Origin of the sequence: Faecalibacterium sp. I2-3-92 (genome assembly GCF_023347315.1) — a bacterium.
GTDB classification, from domain to species: Bacteria; Bacillota; Clostridia; order Oscillospirales; family Ruminococcaceae; genus Faecalibacterium; species Faecalibacterium duncaniae.
This window is the reverse complement of record NZ_CP094470.1, coordinates 1,939,354-1,956,197: the sequence shown is the minus strand read 5'-3', so window position 1 is coordinate 1,956,197 and position 16,844 is coordinate 1,939,354. Positions and strand designations below refer to the sequence as shown.

The window sequence follows — 16,844 nt, the reverse complement described above, 5'->3', positions numbered from 1 at the left end:
CATGAGGAAGCGCCGACCCCGCTCCCAACAGACCGCTGCGAAGTGTTCTGGCCTGTTCCATGACTGAGCCAGCGCGGAGCCATATGCCGCGTTCCTTCCGCTTCGCCTTGGACGGATGCGCGCTGTAAGCAAAAGGTCAAACCCATTCAAGTGCTGCATGCCATGAACGTAAAGGTCCTGTATCTTCAACGATGCAGGGCCTTTTTTGATGCCGGCAGAGGGAAGATTCCCGGAAAGATAAAGAGGTGTTTATGCCAGTGAAAAACAACGGCCCCGGCAGATACAGTCGGGCTTCTACGACAAGAAAATCAAAGGTCGAGCCGGAATACCCGCAATGGGCAGAAAGTAAGATGCGGGCCATTGAGAACAGGCGCTTAAAAGAGCTTCAAGCTGTGGTGCGCGATTCAATGCCTGAGATACTGGCCATCGCTGCGGATGAAATGGATACGGCTTCTGAAAGCATCAGAAAAGATGGGTACAGCGACATGGTGCACCGCATCCAGAACAGGTTCCGCATTATGCGTGATCGGCTCAGTCGGCGGCTGAAAACCGACCCGCTGGAACGTGATGTCCGCCGCTGTGCGGATTATACAGACCGCCGCCAGCTCCAAGAATGGCAACGCAGTGTCCGGGCCACACTCGGCATCGACATCAGCAAGGACTTCTTCATTGGTGAGCGGTATGAGCAGATGCTTTCAAGGTGGGCGGAGCAAAATGTTTCTTTCATAACCAGCATCGAGAGCGATTGCTTTGATGATATGGAGAAAATCATTATTGACGGCTTTACAAAGGGCCGAACACCCGCCGCAATTTCAAATGAGATACAGCGACGCTTCGATGTGACCAAATCGAAAGCGAACCTTTTAGCCCGCGACCAGATTGGTACATTGAGCGCAGATCTGACCCGGACTCGGCAGGAGTCCGCCGGGGTAAAGGAGTACATCTGGCGTTCGTCCGGCGACGAACGTGTGCGCGCGTGCCATCGTGAACTTGATGGTAAGACGTTTCGTTATGATGACCCGCCAGCAATGTGGTACATGACGAAGCGAGGGAAAATCTACACCGGGAGACACTGCAACCCCGGCGAGGATTACCAGTGCCGCTGTGTTGCAAAACCCGTTTTTGACTTTAATAGGCTCAATTCTCAAGCCTTTAAGGAGAAGAAACAATGAATCAGAAAAATCCGCCGCAAGTCCTTCGGAGCGAAATGCGTGCTGACAGCGTGCCTGTCGATGAGCATTACAGCACCGAGGGATATTTTTATGATAACCCCATCCTGACCCGCACGGGCATCTTCAAGTACAAGCTGGAAGATGGTTCGGAACGTCGAGAACTGCGAAGGCCGGAAGATGTGTTTGACCCGGCGAGCCTTGCAAGCTATGAGGGAAAGCCCATCATCATTACCCACGATGCGCAGGCGATAGACAAGAACAATGCCCGCCGGGAGAGAGTTGGAACAATCCTGACTCCCGGACAGCAGGACGGCGAGACCGTCCGTGCCAAAATCGTCATTGACGACCCCGATGCTGTAAAGGCGTCGGGCCTGCGCGAGCTGTCCGTTGGATATTATCAGGATCTTATCATGGAACCTGGAGAGTGGGAGGGGGAGCCTTACGATGCAATCCAGACCCACATCCGCGTGAATCATCTTGCGCTGGTTGCCGTCGCCCGCGCCGGAGATGATGCAAGACTGAACATGGACGGCCAAGACAATGGAGGTACTGACCCTATGGATGACGAGAACAAGAAGACCTGCACCACCATGGACGACGATACTACCGTGGAACCCGATAAGCAGACTGCGGATGATGGCGAGGGAGCTTCCCCTGCGGCTTCGTCCCTTGACCCTGCCGGCATCGAGGCGGCTATCAAGGCATATCTGGCCGCTACTGGCGGTGCAACTGCTGACGATGAGAACGACCCGGCGGCGGGTGGTGACCCCACCAAGCCGACTGAAGACGATGGTGAAGATGATGCCACCACACCCGACGTTCTGGCGGACATTACGGCCCGCCGGAATGCAATGGAGGATGGTCCCGCAAAGTCCGACATCAACACCCTGCTGTCTATGCTGGAGGCTGAGAAAGCCCGTGCGGATGCCGCTGAAGACGATGCCAAACAGCCGCCCACAGAAGATGAGGACGACGCCTCTGACAATGACAGCGGCCAGCTGAACCATGACAGTCTCGACGCCATCGTCAAGAAGAAGGTTGGCCAGCGCATGGAGCTGTGCCGTCTGGGCGACAAACTGCATCTGGATGGCATTGACACACTGCCTGTGATGCAGGCAAAGAAAAAGGTCATCAGAACTGTTCTGCCCGGTATGCGTCTGGACGGGAAAGGCAACGCATACATCAACGCGGCTTTTGACATTGCCAAGGGCAAGGTCGATGGCCGCAAGACCGTGAACGATCAGCGTCGGCAGGTGTTCAATGCGGATTCCGCAAATGCGGCGACCCACAATGCGAACGCCAAAAATGACCCCGACGCCGCTCGTACCCGCATGATTCAGCGTCACGCTGGCGAAAAGGAGGACTAAGCTATGAGCAATATGGCTGTACAGATGAATTACGGTGAGCCGAGCCGCGGCATGCCCGGTGGCCTCTATGACCGGGCCGAGTATGAAGCCGTGACCCGCCGCAACAGCGCAGAGGATAAGGCGCTGTGCTTCGGATACGGTGTCGTGCAGGGCGCAGAGCCGGGAAAGGACATTGCGCTTCCTGCAACGGACGCAACTGCTGACAAGTTCGAGGGCGTTGTGATGTACAGCGCCAATGTCGAGATGGACGATGATGGTGCCGTACTCCTGCGGAAGAACCAGATCGTCGATGTTTGTCAGTCCGGCAAGCTGTGGGTGCAGCTGGTCGATTCGGTGGAGCCTGCTTATGGCCAGCCCGTGTACCTTGTGACCACTGGCACAGACGCCGGAAAGTTTACCCCGACCAAGGGAACCAATCTGGCAGTGAAGGCGCGCTTCATCGGCGCGGCCGTGAACGGCATCGCCCCTGCCCAGTTCGTGACTCAGCTTTAAGGAGGTAGGAACCTATGTCTAAATTCAATCCTTTCGACCCCGCAAACGGTTACAGCGAGGAGGACCGCGTCGCTCTGGAGACGAAGTGCGCCTCGCTGATTAACCGCGCCTATCGGAACCCGTTCCCTGGCGCTTCGCTTCGTCACGATGGTGCGGACAATGCAGGTATCTTCTTTGCCAAGCAGCTGGCGCACATCAAGACCAAGGCATACGACAAGGAGTTCCCGGAGCTGTCCGGCCTGAAGCTGTTCCCCCAGACAAGCGATACGGATGAGGGTGCAAGCTACATCGAGTACTACTCCTATGAGCCTGTCGGCTTCGCTGCCATCATCGCGAACTACGCTTCGGACCTGCCCCGTGTTGATGTGAAAGGCACTCCCCATCGTGCCGAAATTGTCAACATCGGTGATAGCTACGGTTACAACGTGCAGGAGCTGCGCGCATGCCGCCGGAACGCCGTTCTGGGCATTATGAAGTCTCTGGATGCTGTCCGCGCCGAAGCCGCCCGCCGGGTCTATGATGTCAAGGTGAACCACCTGATCTGGAGCGGCGACGAGAAGGCAAAAATCGTCGGTATCCTTTCTTCGGATAACAATATCCCTGTCTACACACTGCAGAACGGCGCTGGTGGTAAGGCTGACTGGGCAAGCAAGACTGCCGATGAGATCGCCGCCGACATTGCCGGCATCCTGAACTATATCGACACTCTGACCCAGAGCGTTGAGCACCCGGATAGTTGGGTTATGCCGAATGACCTGTACACTGCTCTGAACCTGCGCCGCATTGACGGTACTGGTGAGTCTGTGCTGTCTTACATCAAGGAACACACCCCCCAGATTAAGAACTGGGAGACCGCTGGTGAGCTGTCCAAGAGCAACAAGGACTACAACACCACTGGAAAGAACATCGGTCTGCTGTACACCAAGGACGCCGATAAGATGTACCATGATGTGCCTATGGCATTCCTTCAGCATGCGCCGCAGGACCGCAACCTCGAAATCGTCATCAACTGTGAGGGCCGCGACGCCGGAATGGTCATTCCTTATCCGCTGTCCGCCTGCCTCGTCTACGGTCTGTAAGAAAGGAGCCTGCTTATGAAAATCAAGAATATCAGCGTGAAGCCGATTCGCATTGGCGATGTCTCCCTGCTCCCCGGCGAGACCGCACAGGTCGAGGCTGTCTATGCTGATGCAGTGGCGTTCTACATCAGCATGGGCTATGTGCAGGAAGTTGCGGAGAAGAAGACCCGTGGCAAGGCAAAGAATCCCGATGCGGAGCCTGACGCCATTGCAGAGGACACCGCAGAGGATGAGTCCTGATGGATGCCGCCGATGTAGAGGCAATCACCAAAATCGTGAAGACGGTGGGAGCTGAGTTCAAAGGGGCGTCCGATGAGGACATCAAGTTCTGGATTGAGCTTCAAGCCCCTGTTATTTCCCGAAAGAAGTTTGGCGCTGATTATAATTTGGCACTGGCTCTTTTAACGTGCCACGCCATGAAGATGGCCGGCAGCGGCGACAACTCGCTGGGAACCATCGCCAACACTGGACGCCTTGCCAGCGTATCCGAAGGTGGCGTAAGCATTTCCTTTGCGACGTCTACTGCGGGAACAGCGGGGGACGCAGCCTATCAGCTTACATCGTATGGGTTGCAGTTCATCGAGATTCGGAACAGGCATATCGTTCCCATTATGATTCGGTAAGAGGGTGAATGTATGGCTATTGCCGGAGAATTTGGGCTTGACCTGACCCCGGAGGGAAGAGCGGCACTGTCAATGCTGGATGAACTGGAAGACATCGTTGTTGAGGTCGGATACCAAGCCGATCAAATAGCGATTGACGGCGAGACCTCGCTGGCAGAGATTGCCTATTGGAATCACTATGGGACTTTGCATAAGGATGGCTCCGTGATGATCCCGGCACGTCCATTCATGGATGCACTTCAAAAGCACCCCGATGAATTGGCGGAGTTCTCACAGCAAGCGGCGTCGAACCTCAATACCGCCGAAACTGTAGCGAGTGCAATCGGCGCTCAAGCTAGTTCTATGATTCAGGACGCTATCAGAGACGAAGATTGGACGCCTAATGCGCCGGTTACGGTTGAGGGTGGATGGATGGTAAACGAGTACGGAAAAAATGGACCTGTCCCAGTCCATATTGACGGAAAAGGCTCTACAAAGCCTTTGATTGACACTGGAACCATGAGACAGCAGTGCGGATTTCGCCTCGTGAAAGGGGAAAAATGAACATCTTCAAACGGTCTTACAAAGTGCGGCGGTACGGAAGAACCAGCTGGGAAGATGGTGTGGCGTCCGCCGGGTATGAGGATGTGCAGCTTATGCTGGATGTTCAAGCCAAGACGAGACGGAACCAAGATGACCCGGCGGGCCGGACGACCACGGGAACGCTGACGGTGTACAGCGACACGGAGCTTCACCCGGCGGAGTCTGACGATCAGACGGACGGTGACCGCTTGTTCTACATGGGCAAGTGGTACGTCTGCAAGTCGTCGATTTACTGGGGGAACACTATTCTGTCGCACTGGATTTCGGAGTTTGAGGCGGTCGATGGCGAGAATGAAAGGGGGAAGAGGGACGATGACGGAAGCTGAGTGCAGGGCCGAGATTCGTAAGTTTTTCATGGAGCTTTACCCTGCCTGCACGGTCATTTACTCTTACCCCGGCAATGCGGCCCGCCCGCCTGCGCCCTACGTCGTGCTTGACTTTGATGCCGCCGACAGTTCTCAAATTGACGAATACGTAGATGATGGGATTTTGCAGCAGACATGGTACATGAGCATGCCGTTTTCTGCGGAGCTGGTTGCGCAGAGCAAGGTGGTTCATGGCGGCGGAGTAAAAAAGGCTCTTCTGTCAACGGCTGTTGATGACCTTGCCCAGAGTATCCGCTTTTTCCAAAGCTCCTACGCAGAAGATAAAATGCGTCTGCTGAACATTTCGGTAACGGCCACAGGAAACCCAGAGCAGATCCATAACAGCGTGTCCGGTGTGGAACGGGCGCGCTGTTCTTTTTCTGTGGATTTCGTTCAGAACACGAAGGAGTATGCAGCACTGCATCCACAGGACGGTGAGTACATTGCCGACCACGACAGCGCGGCATCGAAAGAGCTTGCAGATATGCAGGCTGGATATTTCACAGAAGTTGAAATTGAACCACAAATCAAGGAATAAAGGAGTGAGAGCATGACCATTGACCAAATCATTAAGGTCGATATTGCCATTTCGGAAGCAATGGCAATCGACGGCGGCTATGACACCATCCTTATCATCGGCCCCCTGCCGAGAACTCCCGGCGGTCATATGACTCCCGATGTTGCTGGTTATACCGGTACGCAGGATCTGAAGAGTGCCGGCTTCTCGACGGACGACCCGGTTTATATCGCCGCATCCAAGGTCTTTGCCCAGTCGCCCAAAGCTACCATGGTGATGGTGGCCGTTCAGAAAACCACCTCTGGTTCGACGGAAAAGGTGGACGCCACCCTTGACCGTGCAAAGGCGGTGCCGGGGTGGTACTGCATCTGCCCGGCGGGCATCAAGGAGGACTTCTATCAGAGCATCGCAGACTGGACAGAATCCAACGAGAAATTCTGTGTCTGCGAGACTACGGGCATTTCTGCATCGCCTGTTTCTGATGCAATGTTCCGCACGGCCGTCGTTCACGCAACGAAAGAAAACGACTGCGTGAATGCGGCATATGCGGCCAAGTTTTTGTCGTATGAGCCGGGTAGCGAACTGTGGGCGTATAAGTCTCTCAGCATGGTCGAGGCACAGAGCCTTTCCACCACGGACGTCGCCAACTTGGAAAGCCGCAATGTCTCGTACTATACCACAATCGGCAGTCAGGCAATGGTGCAGGGCGGCAAGGTGTCTGCGGGTGAGTGGATTGATACGATTCGCTTCCGCGATTGGCTCAAGACTCAGATTCAGCAGAATGTTATCAATCTGATGCTGTCTCTGCCCAAAATCCCTTACACGGATCCCGGCATCGGTCTGGTTCAGAATGCCGTTACTGCGGCGCTGGATGCAGGCGTGGAAGCTGGCGGCATTGCACGGCCCTCCAGCGACGAAACAACCGGGACGGTCACCCCGTCCTATACCATCACCGTACCGAAGGCCGCGGAGCTGGATGCAGCAACACGCAAGACCCGTGTGTTGCCGAAAGTAAAATGGACGGCACGGTTGGCGGGTGCGCTGATCGCAACGGAAATCAGCGGTACGCTGAATTATTAAGCGAAAGGAGATGTGCTAAATGGCTCGTGGCAGTGTTCACGTTTATTCTTTTAAGAATGTCATCTGCGCAATCGGCTCCCATATGCCGAGCGGCTTTGCAGCGGATAACTGCATCACCATCACGGAGCAGGGCGACGGCATCACCGATGAGGCGGGTGCCGACGGTGAGGTCGTAGTCTCTAACTCCGACGACCCCCGCTATGAAGTTAAGATGAACTTCAAGTACGGCTCCAAGACGAACGCAGTGCTGCGCAAGTACTACAACCTGCAAAAACAGTCCTCCGGCGGCTACTTCTTCCCGCTGATGATTCGTGATTTGGGAGACAACCCCCAATTTACGGCATCTAAGGCATGGGTGTCCAAACCCGCGCCCATCGTATACGGCGCAAAGGGTGGCGATCAGGAGTGGACCATTCGGTGCGTGGGCGAATTTACTTCGGAATAAGAAAGGATGATGTAACATGAAAATGAAACGGATGGAGATGCAGGAAACGGTAGTTGGAGACTATACGTTTCGCATTCGCCCTCTGGGTGCTATGAATGCGGCATACATCTTCGGTGATGTCGCGGCGGTGGTTCTTCCCATCATTGGCACGGTGGCACTGTCCAGTGGAGACGAGGAGAGCGCAGACCTTGATATTTTCGAGGGCGTTGACCTTGATACGAAGTCTCTGGTTACAGCGCTGAGCAACATCAACGGAAAGACGCTGACTCGGTTGATTTCGGAACTTCTTTTGGAGCACAGCAATGTCAGTTTCTTCGATAAAGATGAATCGAAGTGGCGTCCTATGACAGAGGACGACTTTGACGAAATCTTCTGCATGGCCTTTGCTGGCGCTCTTGGCCTGTGTGCCGCAGTGATTCAGCAGAATTTTAGCGGTTTTTTCGGCGATATCGGCACCCTCTTTGGACGCCTCATGAGCGCACACAAGGGGATGCGCTTGAAAAATACGGAGAGCTTGACCGAACCCAAGTAACGGGCCTTGAGTGGATACTGTATACGCTCATCCGGGAACGAGTGGCAACAATGACCGAATTAAAAGAAGAGTACAACCTCGACGAAGCTCTGAAATTGTACGATTTGATGATGATGGAGCGTGATATAGAATATCTGAAATCCGTATATGCCGAGAGGGAAGGACAGTGATTGGATGGCAGCGAGAGAAATGGTGATTGGAAAGTTTATCAATCAGATCGGATTTCGCATTGACCATAGCACTGTCCAGCAGGTGAAAAACACTGTTGAAAGTGTAAAGTCTGGAATAAAAACCGTTCAGGGCGTTGCGGATGAAGTGAAAAAAAGCGTCAATGACAACATTGACGAAATCCAGAAAAAGGCTCAAAAGGCACGGAGCGAAACGGAAAAGCTTCCTGAGTTTAAGCCGGGCCAAAAGAGCACACAAAATGCTAAAAGTGCGATAGATGAAATCAAGGATTATGCCAAGAAAACGCTTGGAGTGCTTGGCATAGGATTCTCTCTGGCGCAGCTCAGGAGCCTAGCAGAAGAATTTGGTGGCATTAACGATGCAATTCGTGGCGCAACCCGCGAGTTGGGCGACCAATCGGAAATTCAGCAGAAAATTCTGAAAGGTGCGCAAGACTGTCGGGAAGAGTATGGCGCAATGGCTGGAAGCGTTACAAAGTTGATCCAGCAGAACGGCAAACTGTTCCCGGTTGATGATGCTGTGAAATTTGTTTCGCTGGTTGAAAAGCTCGAAAAGGGTGCTGGCCGGGAAGCGAACATAGACAGCACTATGGACGTTTTGACCGAGGCCATGTCCTCTGGAAAGCTGGACAAAACTGGTTTTGCGAATTTGAAGTCAAAGGCCCCGGAGGTCGTCAACGCCATCTCTTCCGCAGTGGGAGTATCGGAGGCCCAGCTTCAAAAGCTGGCAGAGAGCGGAAAACTTTCGGCCAAGCAACTGAAAGATGCTTTCTTTGTATCTGAAAGCGAGATTCAGAAGAATTTTGATGAACTGGGCTTTGACATCACGGATGCGCTCAAGTATGTTCGGAATGAGTGGGGGCTGCTGATTGCGGATTTGGACGACACATTCGGCATTACCACTCGCATCGGAAAAGCGATTCGAGATGGAAGCGATTTTCTGATAGGGAAAGCGCAGAAATTTACATCGTGGCTCAAGAGCGTTTCAGATAAGCTGGGCGGCGTGGAACAACTGCTGAAGCTGATTGTGCTTGCAGCGGCGGCGCTTTTTCTCGCGACGAACGGGAACATGGTGCTGTCGTTTCTTAGCGGGGCCGTAAAGCTGCTAAAAGGATTTAATGTCCAAACGGCGCTCGCGGCCGCAAAATGGCTTCTGCTGTTCTTGGTGCTTGAAGATGTGTTCACGTTCTTGCAGGGCGGGGATAGCGTCTTAGGGCGCTTCTTAAGCGATGCTGGCGTGGATGTCGATGCGCTCCGAGACAAAATTTCTAATTTCTTCTCTAATGCAAAGCAATTCGGCAAGGATGCCCTTGGCGATCTAAAGCAATTTTGGAACGAGCACGGCGATAGTGTGCTTGCAGTTCTACAATGGCTTTGGCAGGGATGCGTTGACCTGACAGCGGATATTGTTACCTTGGGTGGCCACTTGTTCGACCTTCTGGGCGGTCTTATCACTGGATTTCAGACAGGAGATTGGACGCAGTTCCTTCAAGGCTGCAAAGAGCTGTGGCAAGATTTCCTTGATTTGCTGAATGATGCAGGGCGAATTGTCTTCGGTGAATTGTGGGATCCGCTGGTGGATTCTATGAATGGCGCATGGAATTTGCTGAAAGGATTCTTTAATTGGTTCGGAGAGAAAATTCAGTGGGCTAAAAATCTTTGGAGCGGAATCAAGGGATTTTTCGACGGAAATGATGGCGATGGGGATGGGGATGGCGACGGGACGACGAAGCCAAATCCTAAGAAGCGCAATAATGGCTCTTCTGGCTCTGGCATTGGAACGGCTGTTGGAGCACTTGCATCGGGCGGAAATGCTGTCTCAAGCAAGACCGTGATGACGGCACCTTTGGCATCCCAGACCACCAACAATAAGTCAATAAACGTGAAGCAGGAAAATAAGCAGCAGTACACATTTCAAGTCACGGAAAGAGCTGCTGCTGACCGTTTGAGTACTACGGTTCGTTCGCAGGAAACGCAGTCCACGGATGAATTGGCGAGAGTGTTGAATTACGGGAGGTGATGCGCTGTGCTGGCAAAGCAACCTGCATCCCTCGGCGGATTTGAGTTCGATGCAATCATCAAAAGGTCAGAAACGATGACCTGTGATGTGCCGGAGTATGCAACAGAGGAAGGATACTCCATCACGGACAACATCTGCTTAAAACCCCGTGAGCTGGAAATCGAAGCTATCATCACCAATAGCCCTGTCACATGGGCTGAGCAACACGCGGCATCGTCAAGCCGTGTTGAGACGATGGTTGAAGAACTTCGTCAGCTGTGGCTGAAAAAGACTCCGGTTTCGTTTACCGCGGCTGGCGACAGTTACGAAAATATGTGCATCACGAGCATTACCGCCCCTCGAACGGTTGAGGACGGCAGTAGTACCCGGCTGACCATCAAGCTGAAGCAAGCGTCTATCAACTCCACCGATATGGCAAATATCAGCGTGAAGTACATTCGCGGAGGAACATCTAAGAAAAACACGGGCGCTGGACAAAAAAGCTCATCGTCTACATCTGGCACCCAGAAGGACGAAAAGGCCACAAAATCCAGCATTTTGTGTTCTGGCGCAAAAGCCATTGGCCTTTTCAAGTGAGGTGTGCAAATGGAATACTACGAGATTTCCGTGCCGGATCGCAATGATTCGGTGATGCGCGTAAACCTTGACGGCACATACTACTACCTCCGGGTTACATGGAACGCTTACGGAGAATTTTGGATGCTGAGTATCTACGATGCAGATATGCAGATGAAAATCGGCATGGCAAAGCTCGTGCCGGGAGCGATCTGGAACTTCTACTATCTCAACTCGAACGGTCCGCCGGGAATCCTTGGCGTTCAAACAGACAAGGAACGCATCGGCAGGCAAGATTTCGTTGATGCGGTGGCTCACCTGTACTATCTGCCGGCTGAACAGATGGGGGTGCAGTGATGGAAGAATTTGGCCGTCAGTACAGAGTACGAATCGGAAAGAACAACTCCACGGGCCGAGAACTCGGAAAGCCGAATGAGTCAACCGGTAGGGCACTTCGGTGCCAATTTTCTTGCGAAGTTGGTGACAGCTCAAGTTCCAACACTGGAAAAATTACGCTGTGGAATTTGGCAGATGAGACCCTGCGCCTACTTGAACAAGAGGACTGTTTGATTGAGCTGAGTGCGGGGTACAAGGATGACCTGCCCACAATAATGGGCGGAACGCTGACGTACTTTGAAACTGAGCAGAGCGGCGCAGATCAGCAAACCACAATAGAGTTTGTGGACAGTTTTACATCGTGCCGAGACAACACGGTAAGCCTCAGCTATTCCGGCACCATCTCCGGGGATAAAATCGTGCGTGACGCGGCGCAGATTATGGGCTGTGAGGTTAAATTCTCAAAGTCCGCTAAGCTGATAGACTTCACGAATTTTGCGTTTGTAGGGGCAGGAAAGACCTTGATTGAAAGGGTTTGCAACCGCAGCAAAATGCGCTGGAGCTTGCAAAACGGAATTGTCCAAATCTGCGCATTGGACGAACCAATAACAATGGCCGCTTATGTGCTGTCCGCAAGCACGGGCCTTATCGGTTCCCCGAAGCCTGTCTTTGAGTCTGCATCTACGAGCGATAAAAAGAGCAGCAATGCTTCCAAGCGCAAGGCGAAAAAAGGCATCGAAGTCACTTATGTGCTTAATGGCCATATCCAAGTGGACGATTATGTAAAAATTGACTCAAAATCGTACAAAGGCAATTATCGAGCGTCCAAAATTAAATTTACCGGCGACACAGAGGGCGATGACTGGAAATGTGTAGCGCTGTTTGTGGAGGTGAAGTGACGTGAAACAGGACTTCCTTGATGCAGTATCTTCCCTTGTTGGGCGGCTGATGGAAGATTCGATTCATACATCTGCACCCTCCAAGGTCGGAAAGGTAGAGAATAACCATACTGCAAAGCTTACCCCGAACCTCAAGGTGACGACAGATGATGGCCGAGAAGTTCCTTACCCGGAAATATCAGGCACCATCATTCTGATGCCCTGTGGAGCAGGTGGGACGGTTGGTTTTGCCTTTCCGGTGAAGTCGGATGACGGGTGCCTTGCTCTCTTCAACGAGGGCGGCTCAGGAACAGACCTCAAATGGGATCTCTCAAATGCAGCTTTACTTCCGGGCCTTTACCAGTCGCCGGGTGAGCAGGTCAAAAAGGCCGGGAGTGAAGAAGCGGCCATCATGTTTGCGCCCAGCTCTACTATCACGGTCACGAAAGACAAAATCGAAATCAAAAAGGATGATACCAAAATTACAGTGGCATCTGATTCCATAAAGGTGGAAAAAGGTGGCACGACTGTTACGGCATCATCTTCGAGCGTTGATGTGACGTCTCCGAGTTTGAACATCAAGGGAAACACCAAGGTGAATGGCGATATCTCGGTGACGGGAAACGTGACAATTTCCGGCACATTGACGCTCGGCGGAATTGTGATGAATACGCACACGCACGTCGGCGTGCATGGACCGACTGGAGGACCTGTGTAATGGCTTTAAGAGACCTTGCGCTCTCCAAAAGCGGAGACCTACTGATAAACGAGAGTGGAGATTTTACAATCATCGACTCGGTTCGACAGGGCATCCAAATCAAATTGAGGTGGATCAAGGGCGAGTGGGTCTTTAATCCTGAAATGGGCGTGCCTTATTTTGAATCGATTTTAGTGAAGACGCCAAACCGAGCGCTTATCGAAAAAACGCTGCGCGACCAGATTTTGAGTGTGCCTAGCGTTACAAGTGTCGGTTCAATAAACCTTGCAATGGACAAGAAAAAACGAACTCTCTCTGCAAAGTTTACCGCAAAAACAACGGAGGGGGAGGTGGAAAGTGAGGTGGAGCTTTCTCATGGAGTATGGAATAACAGCTGACGGCTTTTCAATGCGGCGACTGGATGAAATCTATAATGACTCCTGCAAAAGATTTGAGGATGAAATCGGCGTGAACCCGTCTGAAAATCCGCAGAGCCTTATGAACGTGCTTTTTACGATTTTTGCCGATGCCCCGGCGGAATTGTGGGAGGCATTTGCGGCTAGCTATCAGCAGCTCTTCCCGAACACTGCTGAGGGAATCGCGTTGGACAACGCGATGCAAATTGGCGGCGTCAACCGTATCGGGCAGGCGCGCACAAAATATACGCTGTCCTGTACGGGGCGTGAGGGCACGGTGATTCCGGCAGGCGCTTTGGTGCAGTCGAGCACATATCCACAGCGCCAATTTCAGGCAAAAGGAGTGTCCACGATTTCCAGTGCGAACTGGAGAAGAATCGGCATTCGGCCAATCGAGAGCGTGAGCGGAACAATTACGTTTGAGTTTGGCGTATCCAGAAATGCGACTTCGGGTGAAGTTGGCAGCTATTCCGAGTCGGCCAGCATCACAAAACAGCTTTCGGTGAGTTCGTACAGCGATGCTTACACGAAAATCCTGGTAGAGCTTCAGAAATTTGATGCGCTCACGAAGTTTGGAATCAAGGTCGAAGATTCCACGGATGAACGAGGGAACCATACGATTGTGCTGTCGGCTTCTGGTGCAGCCGACAGCTTTTCTGCATCTCTTTGCAGGTACATTACGGTTGTTGACGTGACCAGCAACATTCTTTTTGAGAGCGTCGAATACGGAAACTACGTGCAGGCAGATAAGACCATCGACCAAATTGTGACTTCTGTTGATGGCTGGGATTCTTGCATAAACGAGATCCCGCCCATAAAGGGCAGATTGACGCAGAGAGATTCGGAAGCCCGCACCAGCTATACCAATCGCGTGGCAAGCCGCGGTACAGGAACAGTCAATGCCATTGTATCGCTGCTTTATAGCGACGTAGAGGGCGTGACGTTCGCCGCGGGTTATCAAAATGACGATGATGAAAAGGATACGGCTGGTCGTCCGCCGCATTGCATCGAAATTGTTGTGCAGGGCGGTTCGGATGAAGATGTTGCGGGCATCATCTGGGAAAACAAATCAGGTGGAATTAGGGCGTATGGAAGCCATTACGCTTATGCCACCGACATAAACGGAACGCGCCAGTATGTTGAGTTTACCCGCGTCAACGATGTCTATTTGCTGCTGTCGGTCAAAGTCACGAGCGCTGGTGGTCTGGATGACGATTTTGAAGCGAGAATCAAATCCCTGCTGATGGAAGAAATTCTTTCGGCGGGAACATCGGTTAGGCTGCAGAAGTTCATCCGGCCTATTATGGAGAACGTGTCCGGCGTTGATTATATCGAGATTCGGGGGCTTCTTTCCGAAAGGCCGGATATTGAGGGCGTGGAGGACAGCGCTATGCTTACGGGCGTCGTCCCGGTCAGCATCAACCAGCAACCGGTTGTCACTATGAACGGAATTCGGGTGGTGAAAGCATGATTTCGGCGTATAAAGAAATGTACGCTAAGCTCCCAACACAATTTCAACTGGAAGCGTATGAAGAAAGCTGTTTGGGAAATTATGTGTGCGACACGCTGGAGGACTTGAAAAATCTTCCTGATAACTGCGTGATGGGCAGTACCGCAAGAGTGATTAGCCCGTTGACCATTTACCGAAAGAATTCTGAGGGAAAATGGATTCTGCAAAGAACGGCGAACAGGGGGTGAAACGGTGGCATTTGAAGCACTGAGCGAAAAGCCGCTTAGAGTAGAGAAAATGTCTGTGCTGGATGGAATCGTCTGGGCCTTTGCGCCTGAGTACGAACATTTAATGCTTGCACTGGGCGGGTTTGAGTGGATTAACAACATCGACAAGTGCAACGGCGTTTTGCTCAACCGAATTGGCCAGCTGGTATGCCTTACTCGTCAGCAGGCGGGGGCGATGATTGGAAGCCGTGAACTGGCAGACAACGATGATATTTATCGCGTCTGCTTGAAGTACAAGGCTTACGTCAATTCGTGCCGCTGTACACCGAACGAGATTATCGAAGCAACCAAAATTATCTTTGGAGCGACAGAAGTTGTATACAGTGAGCGTCGCGATGCGCCTGCGACCATTTACCTTTCGATTTCCGCGCCGTTCTCGGATTTGGTTCTGTCCATTTTGGGAACGCACGACTTGGTGGTTCATCCGGCGGGCGTAAGAGTCAGAATCAACTGCTCAACGGAGGATGCAGAGACGTTTGGCTTTGTGGATCTCAATCCGCGAGTTGCAGGATTTGGCGAGGGAATGTTTGCACAGTCCATCAATTAACAGGGGGTGATTCTATGGCAGATGCACGTTCGGGGGCAGAGCTGATCGACTATTCCAAGACGGCGTTCTCGATTGGTGGCGTTCGGCAGGAGATTTCGATTGACGATTGGCGTAATGGATGGGCGGCAATCGTTGGTGGCTTGGACGGGAAGCCGACGAGCCAGCAGTTCAACATGGTGTTCTATATTCTGTCCGTACTGCTGAACCAGAACATTTCGGATGTTTCGGCAGTCAAGAATACAGCAAATGCGGCATTGCCGAAAGAGAACTTTACGGCCCAACAGATTGTAACCCTGCTTTCTCGGTATGGACGTATGTCTGGATGCGATGCAGATATGCTGGACGGAAAGCACGCAAACGAATTTGCTGCGGCTAAGCACAGCCATGCGGCGAGCGACATTACAAGCGGGAATTTGCCGATTGAACGCGGCGGCACTGGTGCGGGCACCGCTGCTGATGCGTGTCGTGCTCTTGGCGCCATGCGGAACACAGGCGGAACCTTTACAGGAACGGTCTATTTTGCAAATGGCACAGCGCACTATGTCGGGTCTGCGGGAGATGCGCATTTTAAGTCGTTGACTGCGAGCGAGGACATTCATGCAAAACGTGTGTTTGAAGCGGTCTACAACGATTATGCCGAGCTCATGCCGCGTGGTGAACAGACAGACCCGGGCGACATTATTGCACTGGATACTAACAGCCAGCAAGAAAAATATGTCAAAGCCACAAATCTTTCGAGCCGCATTGCCGGAATCCATTCGGACGAATATGGGATGCTGATTGGAGGAGAGCAGGTCAATGATGGGGAGGATTTCTTGGAAAAGAATCTCCCCCTTTTTATCCCGGTTTCGCTTGCCGGACGTGTCCACACAAAGGTCGTTGGCCCGGTGAGCACGGGAGACTGCATTGTACTTTCCCATATTCCGGGTGTTGGTCGTGCGGCGAAACCGTGCGAATATATTGACCCGTGCAAAGTGGTTGGTTATGCGGTTGAGGGTGACGATCTGACCGAACAACGGCGGCTCAAAGTTAGAGTGAGAGGTGCTTAATGGCTAACTGGGGGCAAAAAGTCTACCCCTCGGACTATGCGGAAATCAAAGCCTTGCTCAAGGCCGAGGTAGGGAGACGCGGAAAAACAGAGGGAACAGCACGAGGGCAGAGCGTTGGCAGTATGGCGAGTTATAACGGTTCTGCATACGACTTCTCGACGCAACCG

The 16,844-nt window shown here is 52.5% G+C and carries 21 protein-coding genes; all 21 read left to right on the top strand.

The features are described from left to right. Positions 1-251: 251 nt before the first annotated feature. On the top strand, positions 252-1,172 hold the full coding sequence (locus tag MTP42_RS09505) for a phage head morphogenesis protein (protein ID WP_022257337.1): 921 nt from the start codon (positions 252-254) through the stop codon (positions 1,170-1,172). Further along, complete coding sequence (locus tag MTP42_RS09500) at positions 1,169-2,539, top strand: DUF2213 domain-containing protein (RefSeq protein ID WP_249257203.1); 1,371 nt, start codon at positions 1,169-1,171, stop codon at positions 2,537-2,539. The genes MTP42_RS09505 and MTP42_RS09500 overlap by 4 nt, the downstream gene beginning before the upstream one ends. A 3-nt stretch (positions 2,540-2,542) precedes the next feature. Next, positions 2,543-3,031, top strand: a complete 489-nt coding sequence (locus tag MTP42_RS09495; protein ID WP_055188344.1) for a structural cement protein Gp24 — start codon at positions 2,543-2,545, stop codon at positions 3,029-3,031. A 14-nt stretch (positions 3,032-3,045) separates the two neighbouring features. Next, a complete protein-coding gene (locus MTP42_RS09490) occupies positions 3,046-4,110 on the top strand; it encodes a major capsid family protein (RefSeq protein ID WP_022257334.1) in 1,065 nt (354 codons plus the stop codon). A 15-nt stretch (positions 4,111-4,125) separates the two neighbouring features. Continuing rightward, positions 4,126-4,350 carry a hypothetical protein gene (locus MTP42_RS09485; protein WP_022257333.1) on the top strand — a complete coding sequence of 75 codons (225 nt, stop codon included), beginning with the start codon at positions 4,126-4,128 and terminating at the stop codon, positions 4,348-4,350. Continuing rightward, entirely contained in the window at positions 4,350-4,733 is a 384-nt protein-coding gene (locus MTP42_RS09480) for a DUF4054 domain-containing protein (RefSeq protein ID WP_158401582.1), read from the top strand. Before MTP42_RS09485 ends, MTP42_RS09480 begins: the two co-directional genes overlap by 1 nt. 12 nt (positions 4,734-4,745) lie before the next feature. Further along, a complete protein-coding gene (locus MTP42_RS09475) occupies positions 4,746-5,276 on the top strand; it encodes a hypothetical protein (protein WP_158401583.1) in 531 nt (176 codons plus the stop codon). After that, positions 5,273-5,641 (top strand): hypothetical protein, encoded by a 369-nt coding sequence (locus MTP42_RS09470; RefSeq protein WP_158401584.1) that lies wholly within the window; start codon positions 5,273-5,275, stop codon positions 5,639-5,641. Before MTP42_RS09475 ends, MTP42_RS09470 begins: the two co-directional genes overlap by 4 nt. Then, on the top strand, positions 5,628-6,218 hold the full coding sequence (locus MTP42_RS09465) for a phage neck terminator protein (protein ID WP_158401585.1): 591 nt from the start codon (positions 5,628-5,630) through the stop codon (positions 6,216-6,218). Before MTP42_RS09470 ends, MTP42_RS09465 begins: the two co-directional genes overlap by 14 nt. 12 nt (positions 6,219-6,230) lie before the next feature. Next, positions 6,231-7,277, top strand: a complete 1,047-nt coding sequence (locus MTP42_RS09460) for a DUF3383 family protein (protein WP_158401586.1) — start codon at positions 6,231-6,233, stop codon at positions 7,275-7,277. A 19-nt stretch (positions 7,278-7,296) separates the two neighbouring features. After that, positions 7,297-7,722: a phage structural protein gene (locus MTP42_RS09455; RefSeq protein ID WP_158401587.1), complete on the top strand. Its 426-nt coding sequence runs from the start codon at positions 7,297-7,299 to the stop codon at positions 7,720-7,722. A 16-nt stretch (positions 7,723-7,738) separates the two neighbouring features. Then, the gene (locus MTP42_RS09450) at positions 7,739-8,254 is read left to right on the top strand and encodes a phage tail assembly chaperone (RefSeq protein ID WP_022257326.1); all 516 of its coding nucleotides are present in this window, start codon (positions 7,739-7,741) and stop codon (positions 8,252-8,254) included. A gap of 174 nt (positions 8,255-8,428) precedes the next feature. After that, on the top strand, positions 8,429-10,462 hold the full coding sequence (locus tag MTP42_RS09445; RefSeq protein ID WP_249257202.1) for a tape measure protein: 2,034 nt from the start codon (positions 8,429-8,431) through the stop codon (positions 10,460-10,462). Between the two features lie 6 nt (positions 10,463-10,468). Continuing rightward, complete coding sequence (locus MTP42_RS09440; RefSeq protein ID WP_055188325.1) at positions 10,469-11,038, top strand: phage baseplate protein; 570 nt, start codon at positions 10,469-10,471, stop codon at positions 11,036-11,038. Between the two features lie 9 nt (positions 11,039-11,047). Then, a complete protein-coding gene (locus MTP42_RS09435; protein WP_055188323.1) occupies positions 11,048-11,374 on the top strand; it encodes a phage baseplate plug family protein in 327 nt (108 codons plus the stop codon). Further along, on the top strand, positions 11,374-12,252 hold the full coding sequence (locus MTP42_RS09430; RefSeq protein WP_158401589.1) for a phage protein: 879 nt from the start codon (positions 11,374-11,376) through the stop codon (positions 12,250-12,252). The genes MTP42_RS09435 and MTP42_RS09430 overlap by 1 nt, the downstream gene beginning before the upstream one ends. 1 nt (position 12,253) lies before the next feature. After that, positions 12,254-12,949 carry a Gp138 family membrane-puncturing spike protein gene (locus MTP42_RS09425; RefSeq protein WP_158401590.1) on the top strand — a complete coding sequence of 232 codons (696 nt, stop codon included), beginning with the start codon at positions 12,254-12,256 and terminating at the stop codon, positions 12,947-12,949. Continuing rightward, entirely contained in the window at positions 12,949-13,326 is a 378-nt protein-coding gene (locus tag MTP42_RS09420) for a hypothetical protein (RefSeq protein WP_158401591.1), read from the top strand. The genes MTP42_RS09425 and MTP42_RS09420 overlap by 1 nt, the downstream gene beginning before the upstream one ends. After that, on the top strand, positions 13,304-14,815 hold the full coding sequence (locus tag MTP42_RS09415) for a hypothetical protein (protein WP_158401592.1): 1,512 nt from the start codon (positions 13,304-13,306) through the stop codon (positions 14,813-14,815). The genes MTP42_RS09420 and MTP42_RS09415 overlap by 23 nt, the downstream gene beginning before the upstream one ends. A 231-nt stretch (positions 14,816-15,046) precedes the next feature. Beyond that, positions 15,047-15,628, top strand: a complete 582-nt coding sequence (locus MTP42_RS09410) for a DUF2612 domain-containing protein (RefSeq protein ID WP_158401593.1) — start codon at positions 15,047-15,049, stop codon at positions 15,626-15,628. A 14-nt stretch (positions 15,629-15,642) separates the two neighbouring features. Further along, the gene (locus MTP42_RS09405) at positions 15,643-16,677 is read left to right on the top strand and encodes a hypothetical protein (protein ID WP_249257201.1); all 1,035 of its coding nucleotides are present in this window, start codon (positions 15,643-15,645) and stop codon (positions 16,675-16,677) included. The last annotated feature ends 167 nt before the right edge of the window (positions 16,678-16,844 follow it).

Bases quoted from the DNA above. Each gene is read 5' to 3' on its own strand.
- MTP42_RS09505 (WP_022257337.1), top strand. From the start codon at position 252: ATGCCAGTGAAAAACAACGGCCCCGGCAGATACAGTCGGGCTTCTACG.
- MTP42_RS09500 (WP_249257203.1), top strand. From the start codon at position 1,169: ATGAATCAGAAAAATCCGCCGCAAGTCCTTCGGAGCGAAATGCGTGCT.
- MTP42_RS09495 (WP_055188344.1), top strand. From the start codon at position 2,543: ATGAGCAATATGGCTGTACAGATGAATTACGGTGAGCCGAGCCGCGGC.
- MTP42_RS09490 (WP_022257334.1), top strand. From the start codon at position 3,046: ATGTCTAAATTCAATCCTTTCGACCCCGCAAACGGTTACAGCGAGGAG.
- MTP42_RS09485 (WP_022257333.1), top strand. From the start codon at position 4,126: ATGAAAATCAAGAATATCAGCGTGAAGCCGATTCGCATTGGCGATGTC.
- MTP42_RS09480 (WP_158401582.1), top strand. From the start codon at position 4,350: ATGGATGCCGCCGATGTAGAGGCAATCACCAAAATCGTGAAGACGGTG.
- MTP42_RS09475 (WP_158401583.1), top strand. From the start codon at position 4,746: ATGGCTATTGCCGGAGAATTTGGGCTTGACCTGACCCCGGAGGGAAGA.
- MTP42_RS09470 (WP_158401584.1), top strand. From the start codon at position 5,273: ATGAACATCTTCAAACGGTCTTACAAAGTGCGGCGGTACGGAAGAACC.
- MTP42_RS09465 (WP_158401585.1), top strand. From the start codon at position 5,628: ATGACGGAAGCTGAGTGCAGGGCCGAGATTCGTAAGTTTTTCATGGAG.
- MTP42_RS09460 (WP_158401586.1), top strand. From the start codon at position 6,231: ATGACCATTGACCAAATCATTAAGGTCGATATTGCCATTTCGGAAGCA.
- MTP42_RS09455 (WP_158401587.1), top strand. From the start codon at position 7,297: ATGGCTCGTGGCAGTGTTCACGTTTATTCTTTTAAGAATGTCATCTGC.
- MTP42_RS09450 (WP_022257326.1), top strand. From the start codon at position 7,739: ATGAAAATGAAACGGATGGAGATGCAGGAAACGGTAGTTGGAGACTAT.
- MTP42_RS09445 (WP_249257202.1), top strand. From the start codon at position 8,429: ATGGCAGCGAGAGAAATGGTGATTGGAAAGTTTATCAATCAGATCGGA.
- MTP42_RS09435 (WP_055188323.1), top strand. From the start codon at position 11,048: ATGGAATACTACGAGATTTCCGTGCCGGATCGCAATGATTCGGTGATG.
- MTP42_RS09430 (WP_158401589.1), top strand. From the start codon at position 11,374: ATGGAAGAATTTGGCCGTCAGTACAGAGTACGAATCGGAAAGAACAAC.
- MTP42_RS09420 (WP_158401591.1), top strand. From the start codon at position 12,949: ATGGCTTTAAGAGACCTTGCGCTCTCCAAAAGCGGAGACCTACTGATA.
- MTP42_RS09415 (WP_158401592.1), top strand. From the start codon at position 13,304: ATGGAGTATGGAATAACAGCTGACGGCTTTTCAATGCGGCGACTGGAT.
- MTP42_RS09405 (WP_249257201.1), top strand. From the start codon at position 15,643: ATGGCAGATGCACGTTCGGGGGCAGAGCTGATCGACTATTCCAAGACG.